The following is a 15,061-nucleotide window of genomic DNA, read 5'->3' as shown; positions in this document are numbered from 1 at the left end:
TACTATAAAAATATTAACGAAAATTAATTTATGCAAAGTTTGTATTTAGTTGCAATATTGAGTGTTGCTTGGCTAGTACTATGTGTTTTTATGTGGCGCTTACATCGTTCAAAGCTTTATCGCTCACCTGAACATAATGCCTCAATATTAATTACTTATGCTAGCCAAACAGGCAATGCACAGGCAATTGGAGAGCGTTGTGCAAAGGCATTAAATTTATCAGAAAAATCGAGTGTTATTGCCTTGAATACATTAACACTTGAACACCTCTCTCATATCGAAAAAATACTATTTGTTGTCAGTACCTATGGAAATGGCGAAGCGCCAGACAACGGCAGTATGTTTACAAAATTATCAAAAGTATTATCAAGCCAGCGGTTAAACCACTTAAAATATTCAGTTATTGCATTAGGTGACAGTGCTTACCCTGAATTTTGCGCGTTTGGGCATCAAATAAATAAAACCATGTTAACAACAGGGGCACAATTACTGGGTGATGTCATCACGGTTGATAACTATGATGAACAAAAAACAGAGCTTGTTAATATCACTCCTGATTGGCTCAAAATTAACCTAAAGCCAGAAATGACTCCAATAGAAATCTCAACTGTAAAATCAACGCAATACTGGCAATTAGTTAAGCGTGAATTGCTGAATCCTCATTGTCATAATGAAAAGTTATTTCAATTAAGTTTCCAAAGTATTGGTCCAGCCCCAATTTGGCAGGCGGGAGACTTAATTGACATACAACCACATCATCCTGCTGATATTGTTGACCGTTGGTTACTTGAAAATAACTTTGACGGTAATACTTGTCTAACGTATCAGGGACATACGCAAACTTTAAAGGCGTGGCTTCTAGCGAGAGAATTACCAACACCGTGTTCATATTCACTTGATGAATTATTGAATAAATTACCCTATTTACATAAGCGTAGCTATTCCGTTGCTTCTGTTTCGCAAGAGGGAAAACTACAACTAATCGTTCGTTTATTCGAGAAAGAGTGTGTAAATAATGCTGAAATGGTGACAGAAACAGCAAGTTATGGCTTAGCGTCAGGCTTTTTAAGTTATTATTGTCAAGTTGGTAATATTGTTGAGGGACATATACGAGATATTAGTTCACACCATAATATTGATCAAAGTAAGCCGATTATACTTATTGGATCTGGCAGTGGCTTGGCGGGGCTTAAATCACAAATAGCTGCACGAACGTTATCTAAATCTACGTTAGCAGCTGCTAGTTGGTTGGTTTACGGAGAACGTAATAGCAACCTAGATCTGCCAATTAATAAGTTATTAGCAACTCTTGAAAAAACACAATTAACTAAACTTAGTTATGCTTTTTCTCAAGACAAGAAATACCCTAAATATGTGCAAGATGTGTTACTTAAAGAACAAGCCACACTTAAACAGTGGATTGATGACGGCGCTATTATTTATGTTTGCGGTTGTTTATCAGGAATGGGAGAAGGCGTTCATCAAGCATTGACTGATATACTTGGGCAATCAATGCTTGAGGCGTTGCAGTTGCAACAGCGCTATATTCGAGATGTTTACTAATTTTAGGCAGCCTGCCAAGCATTTACCTTAACCCATACTTCATTTGCTGCTTGGTGCTGGCCTTCTGCTGTTAGTGCTTGGGCAAAAGCTTGTAAGTCTTCCTTGTCATACTGCTTGGTTTGCTGATTCGCTTCTAGGTTGACTAAACTACCAAAGGCTTTTTCGGCCATTGACCATTGTTCACTCATTAATGCCAGGTGCCCTAAACAGCTTAGCCATTGTGGGCTGTGTTTATCATTATGGAGGTGTTTTTGTACAATAGCGATAAGTGGCTCACTTTGCTTAATGGGCAAAGTACGTAAACGTTTTAGAAACTCTACATTCGGTTTCTTTTTTAGCATAGGCGTTATTAGCGCAGTTAAGGGTTCTGTAATGTTGTGTTCAGCCAACACTTTGCAATAAGCAAATAATACAGCCTCGCGTTGTTTTATTTTACGACTTAGAGACTTCCAATAGGTTTGTAAACTCGCATTGTCTTGTTTCGTAATCATGTCGTTAAATACGCCATAGTAAGCTTGATCTTCCCATACTTGTATTTGTTTATCACTTATGTTTTTTGTTTTTCGGGCTGAAGACAACCAAGCTACTGCTGCTTCAAAGCGTTTCTCAATAATACACAAATCTATTTCTAAAGTTAATAACCGATCGTCATGGCCAATTTGCTTATGGTTTTCGTCAATTAATGCACGTGCTTTTTCGTAAGCTTCATTTCGAGCTTGGTTCATTAATAACTTAACTTTTACAATAACACTGGCTAAATCTGTATTATTACTTTTATAGCCTTCCTGTGCTAATAAATCTAAATAATGATTAGTATTTGCATCTAAATTTTGCTTTGCTGAAGCAGCGGCAGCAAGTAAATAGGCGCTTTGCTGGCGCTTGGCTGGTTCAGCACTTTTAGCAAATAATTGCTCTGCTTTTTCGTAGTCTTCTAGCATGTATGCCGCTAAACCTCTATTAAAGTTGGCAATAGCACGTCGTCTACTTGCAAAAGCGACAGTGCCCCAAGCTTTAAAACTGAGTTTAAAACCACCGCGCAACATTTTAAAAATAATAAAGGCACTGATGGCAAACAACATGAATAAAATGGCCGCTGAAAGCACGGTTAATTCTATAATTGTTTCGCCCATAGCAATGAGAATATAACCTTTCTCATCAATTAATAACGGGCTTAGCGCCAACATTGAGAAAAATAGCGCAATGATGATAATAAAACGGATCATATATTGCCCTCACCTGTTGGTTCTTGAGTTGTTTGGTTAGTAGCTTCTGCGGCTTTTTCTTTAGGTGTCTTAGCATCTTCAGTTATCGACTGCGGCTGCAATGGTTGAACTTGCTGATTTCTTAAGGTGGCTCTAATAGCAGTCAATGAACTTAATTCACTTGGATAATCATAAGCCACTTGTTTATTTTGTAATGTAGTTAATGCGTTATAAAAAAGTTGGTTGGCATTATTTTCCATGTCAAAAAATTCATTAAGCCACTGTTGAATATCTGCTAAGGTTTTTTGATAAAGTTCGCCTTTACGCTCCGTTGCAGCCCATATGGCTAGCTGAATTTTCAAATGTAAATTTTGTTTTAGATTTGCTTGTTGTTCGGGGGATATCAATGCTTCAACAGTACCGACTCTTTGACGAACTCTGATAAAATCGTTCAAAAACTTTTGCCAAGTTTTAGCTAAATTACTTTGCCAATCATTGATACTATCTGACAGAGCAATATCTGTTTCTGTATTTTCTTTTCCTAAATCAACTATCGCCAATGGTAACTCGGCAACTTGCTTGTTCATTGCCATTAGTGACACTATTACATCATCTGTTTCCAGTGTTGGCATGCGAGTTAACGCATTAATGTCTTGATGAATTGTTTCACGAACGGGTAAAAAAGCAGGGTCGTTTAATTCAGTTAAGCGGGCATCAGCATCCTTTAATAAACCAATCGCGGCATGAGTATCATGTTCTAACCACAAAGTACGGGCAGAAACTCGAATTAAATATTCGGCTTCATGTAATAACCAATCGCTAGGTTGGCGCTGTTTGACCGCTTGTTCAAGGTGTTTTACCGTGGTTTCTAGCGTTTTTATTTTGTTTTGACTTGTCTGTTGTATTTGTGTTGAGATTTGTTGTAGTTTATTGCCAATCTCTTGTTCTTGATTGTTTAATGCTTGTTGCATTTGAGTTTTGTAACGGCTTAAGGCTGCGTTATTTTCTTCTTTAATTTTTTGCGTCAGCGTTTGTTCTAGTGTTTGGCTTTGCAGTTGTTGCCAGTAATAATGCCCAGCAGGAGCCGCAACGGCAATAAGTATTGCTACTATGGCCAATTTAGATATTTTATTAGACGAAGTGTTTGGTGGTTTTTGTTTAGTATTTTTGGGTTTAGTCTCTACGGATTTAGTATCGCTCTTTTCGCCTAACTCCTTCGACGTAGCTTTGTTTGCTGAACTGACTTTAGGGGCTGGTTCGCTCATTTTTTCTGTGGTTAATGGCGTTTTTGATTCAGTCATTATTTATTCCATTCTATAAAATAAGCTCATTATAAGCTTAGTATAAATCTAGTATTAATTTAAGGTTATTAAATACTACCGCGCAGTTTATTACCTTTGATCTGCTTTAAGATGGCGATGATTGCTTTTTCATTAGCGCCATCACTCGTTATAACGTTGGTTAAACCAAGCTGTTTTGCCGATTCTGCAATTCTACAACTTGCGACAACCCATAGACACTGGTTCTTCCAATACTCCGTGAGCGATTGGTTATGATTATTATGCTGCTGGCCCAGTGTTAAATGGATCATTTTTTTTAATATAGCGTTACTGGTAACGACAATACAATTTATTTGTTGTTTAAACCATTGTTGCGTTATGTCTTTGGTAAATGTTCGCCATACACATTGGTAACTTTCTAAATAGGTTACGTTGGCACCTTGCTCACGTAATTGTGTTGCCAAATGTTCTCTACCACTATCGCCACGAACAATAGTAATGGGTGTATTGTTCAATGATTTATTTAACTCAGGCAAGGCTAATAAACCTTCACTATTTTCTTGTGTTGGGCAAAAAACAGGGTTAATGCCTAATTGCTCCAATGCTAATTTAGTTGCATTGCCTACGGCAAATACTGTTTGATATTGCCAATATTTAGTAGCAAAGCTTTTATTAGCAAATTCAACGGCAGCAACACTAACAAAAATAAGCATATGCTTATTGGTTAATAAGCGTTTACTTGTGTCTTTGTCGGCTAATGCTTGATAATCAAACAAAGGCTGATTAATACAAGCAATATCCAATGCTGTTAGTGACTTCTCAAGTGCCTGTGCTTTTATAGTTGGTCGCGTTATTAAGACGTTAAGCGTATTGTTTTTACGGTTCATTAGCTGTTATTTTTAGTTATTACTGGTTAGGAGTATTGTTTGTGGCATAAACCTCTTTCAATATTTTGTCTGCACCACGGCTTAACAATTCTTGTGCTAAGGTATGACCTAATACTTCACCTTGTTCAACGGGGCCAGTAATTTCGCTTTCAATAAGTTCACTGCCGTCAATTGCGCCAACTAAACCGCGTAAGTGCACTTCCTTTCCATTGTCTGATATAACACTGTAACTGGCAATAGGCACCTGACAACCGCCTTCCAGTGTTTTATTCATTGCACGTTCTGTTAATACACGAATACGTGTTGTGTTGCATTCAAGGGGCTTAAGTAAGGTTTTTATAATGTCATCATCTACTCGGCATTCGATTCCAACTGCGCCTTGACCGTTAGCAGGTAGCATTTCCTCAGGCTCAATATATTGCGTGATGCGGTCACTCATTTTTAAACGGATTAAGCCTGCCGCAGCTAAAATAATGGCGTCATATTGCCCTTCATCAAGTTTTTTCAAACGCGTATTGACGTTACCACGTAAATCACGAATGTCTAGGTCAGGGCGTTTAGCTTTTAACTGACATTGACGGCGCAAACTTGAAGTGCCAACTATAGCGCCTTTTGGTAAATCACTTAAGGCTGAAAATGTATTAGAAACAAAAGCATCACGAGGATCTTCACGTGGGCAGATAACTTCTAAGCCTAATCCTTCAGGAAAATCTACAGGCACATCTTTCATTGAATGCACGGCTATGTCGGCTTTGCCTTCTAGCATGGCAACTTCGAGTTCTTTGACAAAAAGTCCTTTGCCACCTACTTTTGCTAGCGGTGTATCTAAAATTACATCGCCCTTGGTTGTCATTGGTACAAGCTCAACATGAATTTCTGGATGAAAGTGTTCTAATTGTGCTTTTACATATTCTGCTTGCCATAGAGCAAGGGCGCTTTTGCGAGTTGCTATTCTTACTGTTGTCATTTCTCTTGTTCCCAAGGGTTATACTAGTATTACCTGATATTAATATTTTGACGTATTATGAGTACGTATTATTCAGCAGATAAAGCTACTTCTGTTTCTGCTTGCGTGCTTACCGCTTGTGATAAAAACTGCCAAAATTCATCGCCGCCACGTTTATCAACCCAAACTTGTGTATTATCACAATAGGTAAAGTGGTGCCCATTAAATTTTGTTGCAACCCAAATTTCATGTAAAGGGGCTTGTTTATTAATGATGATTTTTGTAGCGTTTTTAAATGTTAACGTCAACAAGCCGCCAACGCCTTCGTAATCTATATCAACCCCACAATTTTCAATGGCTTCTTCAACAGCAAGTAACAAATTTTCGGCTATTAAATTATATTGGCTATCGTTCATTGGCTTTCTTTAGTTGTTTGGTGAATCAGCATGTGAGTATAATAGCAATCTGACAAAATAAATACCCATTAAGTTAAGTTGAAAAGCTTGATTTAAACGACTTTCATGGCAAAAACTTGTAATCATGCAGCTTATTAAACACTTTTCTTTTTTGATTCTATACTTTTCAGCAAGCATACTTTTGAGTGGGTGCGGTTCAAAAGGTGACCTATACCAAGTTGAAACACCTAATTCAGTAGATGAAGTATTAACCAAAAAAGCCGCAAAAAACGATCAAAATAATTTTCAACAAAGTACTACAGAATCTAAGAAGAAGCCTTAATGTTAGTTAATTTTTCAAAAATGCATGGGTTGGGCAATGACTTTTTGGTTTTAGATAATGTCACGCAGAACGTTTTTTTATCTAATGAGCAAATAGCTAAATTAGCGGATAGAAACTTTGGCGTTGGCTTTGACCAGTTGTTAATTGTTGAGCCGCCGTATGATCCAGATTTAGATTTTCATTATCGAATTTTTAATGCTGACGGTAGTGAAGTTAGTCAATGCGGTAATGGCGCACGTTGCTTTGCACGCTTTGTACGTATGAAGGGTTTGTGTAATAAAAATAAAATTAGAGTATCAACAGCGTCAGGTAAAATGACTTTATTTATTGAGCGCGACGGCAATATTTCAGTGACTATGCCCGTGCCACAGTTTGAGCCAAGTAAAATTCCTTTTATCGCTAAAAAAGCGGAAGGAACATATATTTTACGTAGTGATTCAGAAACCGTTCTTTGTGGTGCTGTGTCGTTAGGAAATCCACATTGTGTTGTCACTGTTGATGATGTGCTAACAGCACCTGTAGAGCGATTAGGAAAAGCACTTTCTTTGCATGAACGCTTTCCAGAACATGCCAATGTTGGTTTTATGGAGGTAGTAGCGCCTAATCAAATAAAGTTGCGTGTTTATGAACGTGGCGCCGCAGAAACGCTTGCTTGTGGGAGTGGTGCTTGCGCCGCGGTTGTTATTGGCCAAGTGCAAAATAAATTAAGCCGACAAGTGACGGTTGAATTACCTGGTGGCAAATTAAGAATTTATTGGAAAGGGCCAGGGCATCCTGTGAAAATGTCAGGGCCTGCGGTACATGTGTTTGATGGGCAATTATCCATATAAATTTATCTCTTTTTGCGGGCGATAAGATCAAGTTTCAACAAACAAATAATTAACAATAGATGAATAAGATAAAAATATGAAAAGCGAACAAACGTTAATGAATGCTGATGAATTACCATTAACTGACGAGTTGGTTAGTGCTTACCTACAAGATAACCCCGAATTTTTCAATAGAAATAATGAACTGATGACAGGGTTAAGACTTACGGATTTGCACCGAGGTACCGTTTCCTTAGTGGAAAGACAGCAGCAGCAATTGAGACAAAAAGTACATCATTTAGAAGATGAAATTACTCAGTTAATGTCGGTAGCGAGTCATAATGAAAATTTATTTATGCTTTATAGTGATTTGTATTTACGCTTAATTGATTGTCAATCAGCTAATGAATTACTTGACTGTTTAGCGCAAGCAACGACGGAGTTATTGTCTTTATCTGCCTTTAAACTGTACCTACTTGATTCTACTAGTATTGAACATGAGTGTTTATCTACAAATGATTGTCAGGGGGTTATGACAAATCGTTTAGAAAAAAGTGATTATTATTTTGGACGTTTGCAACACAGTGAACAACAATTAATTTTTTCTCATGAGTGTGCGGGCTCAGTAGTACTAATAAAACTTGCCTATGATGAAAAAGAACTCGGTTTTTTAGCCATTAGCAGTGATGATGCTCATCATTTTGATCCACGTATGGATACTTTATTACTAAGCCAGTTTAAGCGTTTAGTTGCTAAGTTGTTGAAACAGCACTTAGCTATTTAGCCATGCGTTTAACCTAACTTAAAATATGAAAATATACCGACGGTTATCTCAGATTAAAGCGATCAGCTTTGACCTAGATGACACCCTATACAGTAATAAACCTGTGATGTTGACAATTGAAAAAAAGATGATTGCTTATTTTGCTACTTTAGCGGTATTTAAAGGGCAAACACCAGAACAAAGAAAAGTTCTAAATTATCGATTTTGGTACACTTTTCGTCATCAAGCTACCATAGCACAACCTGATTTAGCGCATGACGTTGTGCAAGTACGTTTAGTAACTTATCAACTTGGATTTCTTGCTTTAGGGTTGAGTGAGCAGGTAGCAAAATATGAAGCACAAGCAGCGTTAGACTATTTTATTGCACTACGTAGTGATTTTAGCGTACCTGAAATAAGCAAAACGCTTTTAAAAAATTTAAGTAAAAAATACCCTCTTGTCGCAATTAGTAACGGCAATGTTGATACAACTGCACTGGGTATTTCATCTTATTTTCAGCATGTTTTTCATGCAGGATGGCAACCTAACGGAGCGCTATTAAGACAAAAGCCGAATCCTGATATGTTTGATTTAGCTTGTCAACAGCTCAACATTAATACATCACAATTACTGCATGTGGGTGATTGTGGTCGAGCAGACATTGAAGGGGCATTGCAGGCAGGCTGTCAAGCGGCATGGTTATCTTGTTATGATGTTGGTAAACCTATTACCGTGTTACCACATATCGCCCTCGATGAGATTAATCAACTTAATCAATTGCTAACCTAACAATAGTTAAGTATTTAACTGACTGTATATAAAACCAGTGATATACTGGTTTTATTTTATTATTACGCTATTACAGTAAAAAGGCCTTTAGATGGATGTTTCAGAATTACTCGACTCTTTAAACGACAAACAACGTGAAGTTGTGGCAGCACCAAAACAAAATATGCTGGTGTTAGCGGGAGCTGGTTCTGGTAAAACACGGGTATTAGTGCAGCGTATTGCTTGGTTAATGCAAGTTGAACAAGTTGCGCCACATGGCATTTTAGCGGTAACGTTTACTAATAAAGCGGCAGCTGAAATGCGCGCGAGAGTTGAACAAGCCACAGGTGGAAATACCCATGGTATGTGGATTGGTACCTTTCATGGCTTAGCACATCGCTTATTGCGTATGCATTTTCAAGAAGCAAAATTACCGCAAAGTTTTCAAGTGCTCGATAGTGATGATCAGTTGCGTTTGATTAAGCGCATTGTTCGTTCATTAGAATTAGACGAAAAAAAGTGGCCAGCTAAACAATTTGTTTGGTATATCAATGGTAAAAAAGATGAAGGCTTAAGGCCACAACATATAGATGACCAGTTTGATCCAACCGAAGCCTTGTTTGTTAAAGTGTACAAAGCCTACCAAGAAACCTGTGACCGTGCAGGCTTAGTTGATTTTGCAGAGTTATTATTACGCGCCCATGAACTTTGGCTTAATAACCCAGAACTGCTTTCGCACTATCAACAACGATTTGCTCATATTTTGGTGGATGAATTTCAGGATACGAATGCGATACAATATGCTTGGTTAACAATGTTAGGGCGAGCGCGTTCTAATGTGATGATTGTGGGTGATGATGACCAGTCTATTTATGGCTGGCGCGGTGCTCGTATTGAAAATATTGAACGTTTTACCCATGAATTTAAAGACACACAAACCATACGCTTAGAACAAAACTATCGCTCAACTGCTAATATCCTAAATGCAGCCAACCAATTAATTAGCAATAATAATAATAGGTTAGGGAAAGAATTGTGGACAGATGATCAAGCGGGTGAAAAAATTTCTGTTTACACGGCATTCAATGAAATAGATGAAGCACGTTTTATTGTTGGTTGTATTAAAAAGTGGCAGGATGACGGCGGTAAACTTGATGAAGTTGCTATTTTATATCGTTCTAATGCTCAATCGCGACTGATGGAGGAAGCCTTATTACAAAGACAATTGCCTTATCGGATATACGGTGGACAACGTTTCTTCGAACGTCAAGAAATTAAAGATGCCTTGGCTTACTTGCGCCTTATTAATAATAGGGATGACGATGCTGCTTTTGAACGTATTATTAATACGCCTACTCGTGGCATTGGTAATCAAACGGTTGCGCTAATACGTGATGCAGCAAGAGGTTTGGAAGTAACATTATGGCAGGCTTGCCAACAAATGTTACAAGCCGAGCAGTTAAAAGGACGAAGCGCTAAAACAGTTAGCCATTTTATTGAACTAATTAACCAGCTTGAAGATGACACAACAAATTTAGACTTAGATCAGCAAGCTAATTTTGTTGTTCAACATTCGGGTTTGAAGGCTATGTACCAAGCTGAAAAAGGTGAAAGAGCAGAGCAGCGAATTGAAAACTTAAATGAGTTAGTGACTGCTTGCCAAACATTTGAGAGTGAACCCTTGTCAGACCAAGAGTTTATGGAAGAGCAAACACCATTAACATCTTTTTTAACTCATGCGGCGCTAGAGTCGGGTGAATCACAAGCTGATGAGTTTGAAGCAGCAGTGCAACTAATGACTATGCATTCAGCAAAAGGACTAGAATTTCCATTGGTGTTTATTGCAGGTCTTGAAGAAGGTATGTTTCCATCACAACAGTCGGTAGAAGATATAGGACGTTTAGAAGAAGAACGCCGTTTATGTTACGTTGGCATGACTAGAGCGATGAATAAATTGTATTTATGCCATGCAGAAAGTCGCCGAATTTATGGGCAAGAAAAATTTCATAAAGCGAGTCGTTTTTTACGTGAATTGCCAGAAGCATGTATAGAAGAAATTCGTATGCAGAGCCAAGTGACTAAGCCAAAAGCGGTTGGCAAGTTCTCAAATACATTTACTTTAGAAACGTTTGAAAATACGGGTTTTAAGTTGGGACAACAGGTAAAACATGCTAAGTTTGGTGAAGGCGTTGTACTCAACTATGAAGGTAGCGGTGCACAATCTCGAATTCAGGTAAACTTTGCTGATGTTGGTAGTAAATGGTTGGTGGTTGAATATGCTAACTTGCAAGCGATATAAGCTAGGCTAATAAAATAAATTACAATAAAAAACTGACTAAAATGTTAACTATTATATAACAAAAAGAAGGGCTTAAAAAATGTCTCAAAGATTATTAGTGGTGGAAGATAGCAAACCTATTGCGACCGTTATTAAACAAATTGCACAATCGTTGCACTTTGAAGTTGTTGTTGTTGGCACACTAGCCCAAGTTGAAGAAGTACTTTCTCGTGATACTGATTTTTTTGCTGCTACCGTGGACTATGGCTTACCCGATGCTTTGGATGGAGAAGCTATTACTTGCGTGTTGTCTCATAAAATTCCGAGTATAGTTATCACGGGTAAAATGGACGATGTAACAAGACAAAAAATTTTAGACCAGCCCGTTATTGATTATATCCCTAAAGAAAACAGCCAAGCCTTTTTGTATTTAAAACGTGTATTACATTGGCAGCAAACAAACAGTAAAAATGCGGTTCTAGTTGTCGATGATTCATCGGCTGCGCGTTCTCATATTAGCGCATTATTAAAACGTCGGAATTTTACCGTATATACAGCTAATAACGGAGTTATTGCCCTAGAAAAACTAAAAGAGCATAAAGATATTAAAATGGTAATTACCGATTTAGAAATGCCTGAAATGGACGGTATTACCTTAACCAATGCAATTCGCAAGAAGTATACCCGAGAGCAATTAGCCATTATTGGTATTTCAGGTGCAACCAGTGGTATTCATTCTGCACGCTTTATAAAAAATGGGGCTGATGATTTCTTACGTAAACCTTTCTGTCCTGAAGAGTTTTATTGTCGTATTACGCAGAATATTGAAAGTTTATACAATATCGCGAAAATTCAACATGCTGCAAATACTGATTACTTAACTGATTTGTCTAATCGTAGAGCCTTTATTCACAATGCTAATCACCGTATTGCAGAGTATATAAAACGTGGTGTTTCATACTGTTTAGCGGTACTTGATGTCGATTATTTTAAGAAAGTGAATGATAATTATGGGTATGAGGCGGGTGATCAAATATTGAAAGTTTTGGCCTTGTACATGCGTAAACACTTTGGCGCGGGGTTAACTGCCCGGTTAGGAGGCGCAGAATTTGCTGTATTGTTGCACGGCATAGATGCAGACCAACTTTATATCAAATTAGATGACTTTCGCCGTGATATTTCGGTATCAACATTATTAGCAGGCGACGTCAAAGTTTCTATTACTGTGAGTATTGGTGCCGTTTTTGATAGTAGCGATAAATTATCAAAGCAAATGGGGGAAGCGGATAATGCACTTTATTTAGCTAAAGATCATGGGCGTAATCAGATTGTCATATCAGGAAGTGAAGACTTTGATTAACATTTGAGCCAATTTTTAGTATTAACAATAATTAATGTTACAGTAACCCAAGCTTTATTATTCTTTCGTTAAACTGATTAAAATCAAATCAGCGGATGTAAATAATGAAGTTTTTTCATAGGGTAGCGAATAAATATCCCATTGTGTTTTTTGCTATTTTTTTTTCGTTTCGTTCGCAAGCTGTTGAGGTTGATGGACAACTAAACGATGCTATCTGGCGTGATATTCTCAGTGAATCAACCAATTATGAAGTATCCCCACGAACATTAAATAAAATAAATAACAACTTCTCATATAAAATAACAACAGCCAAAACAGGGGTTTACGTTGCTTTAATTGCAAACACACCAAAGCACTTAAGGCTTAGAACTCAAGAGAATGATACCGAATTTTCAAACGATCATTTTCAAATCCTGCTTGATATGAATAATAAGGCGCAAGATGCTTATGTATTTTCAATAAATCATCAAGGTAATTATTTTGATGGCATGCTAAACGTTGATAAAGATCTTGATTTAGATTGGAATGCTTCATGGGAATATGCCGTTAGTGCTGATGATAAAAGTTGGTCTGCAGAAGTATTTATTCCGTGGACCGCAATGTCATTTAGCATAAAAGAAAAAAATCAATTTGGAATATATATCAGTCGATTTGACGAAAGCCGTAATTCTACTTATGCATCGTCCGCAGTTACCTCGTCCATGAATAGTTTTTATCAACAATTTACTTCGTACACCGCAATAATAGATAGTCCTGCAAAGTGGGACTTTTTTCCTTATGTTTCATGGAATAAAGATATTGAAGTGGGTAAAAATATCAGCTCTATTGGTACAGAAATTTTTTGGCAATCGGGTGACGGACAAAAATTAAGTGCAACAGTAAATCCCGACTTTGGTCAAATTGAATCAGATGAACTTGTGGTTAACTTTTCTGCCATTGAAACATTTTCTACTGAAAAACGCCCATTTTTTAATGATAATCAAAGCCTTTTTGATGTGGAAGGTCCAGAAGATTTAACTATAGTACATACACCAAGAATTGGAGGAAATTCATATTATGATAAGCGCTACAATAATGAATTAGATTCAGCCATTAAATATACGATTAATCAACCTAATTTTGATGTTGGCTTAATAGCAGCATTTGAAAGTTCAACGATAGAAAACAAAGGCAGAGATTTTTTTGTACTAAGAGGGCAATACTCCTTAGGTGCAAATAAATTAGGTGTATTGTTAAATCGGGTTGATACACCAAGTATCAACAGAGAGTCAACGGTAGCCTCGTCTGATATTCATTATGTGGTGTCGGAAGATACCTCATTGAATTTTGGGATTATCAGAACCACGTCACAAGTTAATGATGTTTGGCTGCGAGATACTGGTTGGTGGATGACAGGTAGTTCAGATATAACTGAGCAGCATTCCCATGAATTTACACTATTTTCTTATGGTGATAATTTAGAATTGAATGATATAGGTTACGTTAAACGCATTAACCGAAAACAGTTTCAATACGAGTATCAGTATAAAATTCCCAATGTGTTTATTGAGTCAATTCGAGATATAACTTTTTCTATAGACTCTGAATTTAAAACTAATTTTCAAGATGAGAAATTACCAACAGAGATTAAAGGAAGTATTGAAGTTGTAACCAATACCGAATTCGAATATGAATTTGAGTTCAAGTTTGTCTCCTCTGGGTTTGATGATCTAACAACCCGAGGTAATAATTCAATTTTGCTTTCATCAAGTCAACAAATTGATTTTATATTCGCATCACCAGAATACTTTTGGGGAAAATATGACCTTGAAATAGAAGTTGGTAAAGAAGGTTGGAGCGGGCAGTTTTATAATATTGAAGCTAGTATTGTTTATCAATTGAGTAAGCATATTAATTTGGGCATTCTTATCTCACAATATAATAGTGATAGCTGGATAGACTGGGATGAAGAAAATGTTATCAATGAATACAATTTCACGGAACAAGGAGTTGAATTTAGCTTAAATTATAAAATTGATGATGCACAAGAATTACGATTAAAGTTTGAAACCCTCATTGGTAAGGCAAATGGTATAGGAAATTATCTTGTTCAGAGTAATGGTTCAGTAAAGTATCAGACAAAGGCCGATGATTTTGCTTTTTCTGAAAGTGCATTTCAGTTACGTTATAAATATGCTTTATCAAAGTTAACAGCTTTTTACCTAAGTTATGCTTTTGCGGGTGATTATGAAGATGAATACGCAGAATTTAGTAAGCGTAACCTGTATACAAAAGCGATAAAATCAAAGGATGATCATAGTTTATTTGCAAAGATTAGATTGCACTTTTAATGAATAGTAATGTTTAAGTGTAGTAGCTCAGACCTGATCTGACAGTTACCCGATTTTTAGGGTGCCTTGTCAGCTTAGATTTGAGCTAAATTCTTTTCGGCCCAAATCGATTTCCCATCAAGTAATGTTTCTAGTG

The 15,061-nt window shown here is 37.1% G+C and carries 12 protein-coding genes; 7 read left to right on the top strand and 5 right to left on the bottom strand.

What is annotated here, in order from left to right; all coding sequences use genetic code 11:
- Positions 1-30 precede the first annotated feature (30 nt).
- Complete coding sequence (locus tag ACE1OF_RS16770) at positions 31-1,563, top strand: flavodoxin domain-containing protein (RefSeq protein WP_448895831.1); 1,533 nt, start codon at positions 31-33, stop codon at positions 1,561-1,563.
- Positions 1,564-1,565: 2 nt separating this feature from the next.
- Here the strand turns inward: ACE1OF_RS16770 and ACE1OF_RS16765 are convergent, their stop codons facing one another.
- The 5 genes from ACE1OF_RS16765 to cyaY all read right to left on the bottom strand — a co-directional run bounded on the left by ACE1OF_RS16765 (position 1,566) and on the right by cyaY (position 6,294).
- Positions 1,566-2,786 (bottom strand): heme biosynthesis HemY N-terminal domain-containing protein, encoded by a 1,221-nt coding sequence (locus ACE1OF_RS16765; protein WP_448895829.1) that lies wholly within the window; start codon positions 2,784-2,786, stop codon positions 1,566-1,568.
- Complete coding sequence (locus ACE1OF_RS16760) at positions 2,783-4,066, bottom strand: uroporphyrinogen-III C-methyltransferase (protein ID WP_448895827.1); 1,284 nt, start codon at positions 4,064-4,066, stop codon at positions 2,783-2,785. The genes ACE1OF_RS16765 and ACE1OF_RS16760 overlap by 4 nt, the downstream gene beginning before the upstream one ends.
- A gap of 68 nt (positions 4,067-4,134) precedes the next feature.
- A complete protein-coding gene (locus ACE1OF_RS16755) occupies positions 4,135-4,932 on the bottom strand; it encodes a uroporphyrinogen-III synthase (protein ID WP_448895825.1) in 798 nt (265 codons plus the stop codon).
- 19 nt (positions 4,933-4,951) lie between these two features.
- Complete coding sequence (gene hemC / locus ACE1OF_RS16750) at positions 4,952-5,899, bottom strand: hydroxymethylbilane synthase (RefSeq protein WP_448895824.1); 948 nt, start codon at positions 5,897-5,899, stop codon at positions 4,952-4,954.
- A 68-nt stretch (positions 5,900-5,967) separates the two neighbouring features.
- Positions 5,968-6,294 (bottom strand): iron donor protein CyaY, encoded by a 327-nt coding sequence (cyaY, locus tag ACE1OF_RS16745; protein WP_448895822.1) that lies wholly within the window; start codon positions 6,292-6,294, stop codon positions 5,968-5,970.
- A 321-nt stretch (positions 6,295-6,615) separates the two neighbouring features.
- Between cyaY and dapF the strand changes: the two genes are divergently transcribed.
- From dapF to ACE1OF_RS16715, 6 genes are all read left to right on the top strand, one after another.
- Entirely contained in the window at positions 6,616-7,446 is an 831-nt protein-coding gene (gene dapF / locus ACE1OF_RS16740; RefSeq protein ID WP_448895821.1) for a diaminopimelate epimerase, read from the top strand.
- Between the two features lie 76 nt (positions 7,447-7,522).
- The gene (locus ACE1OF_RS16735; protein WP_448895820.1) at positions 7,523-8,209 is read left to right on the top strand and encodes a DUF484 family protein; all 687 of its coding nucleotides are present in this window, start codon (positions 7,523-7,525) and stop codon (positions 8,207-8,209) included.
- Between the two features lie 25 nt (positions 8,210-8,234).
- Positions 8,235-8,978, top strand: a complete 744-nt coding sequence (locus tag ACE1OF_RS16730) for an HAD-IA family hydrolase (RefSeq protein WP_448895818.1) — start codon at positions 8,235-8,237, stop codon at positions 8,976-8,978.
- A 91-nt stretch (positions 8,979-9,069) separates the two neighbouring features.
- Positions 9,070-11,256, top strand: a complete 2,187-nt coding sequence (gene uvrD, locus ACE1OF_RS16725) for a DNA helicase II (RefSeq protein WP_448895817.1) — start codon at positions 9,070-9,072, stop codon at positions 11,254-11,256.
- Positions 11,257-11,335: 79 nt separating this feature from the next.
- Positions 11,336-12,595: a response regulator gene (locus tag ACE1OF_RS16720; RefSeq protein ID WP_448895815.1), complete on the top strand. Its 1,260-nt coding sequence runs from the start codon at positions 11,336-11,338 to the stop codon at positions 12,593-12,595.
- A 104-nt stretch (positions 12,596-12,699) separates the two neighbouring features.
- Positions 12,700-14,925 (top strand): DUF5916 domain-containing protein, encoded by a 2,226-nt coding sequence (locus ACE1OF_RS16715; RefSeq protein WP_448895814.1) that lies wholly within the window; start codon positions 12,700-12,702, stop codon positions 14,923-14,925.
- The last annotated feature ends 136 nt before the right edge of the window (positions 14,926-15,061 follow it).

This window comes from Colwellia sp. E150_009, assembly GCF_053543955.1.
Note: the sequence above shows the minus strand (reverse complement) of the source record. Positions and strands in the feature narration are given on the sequence as shown.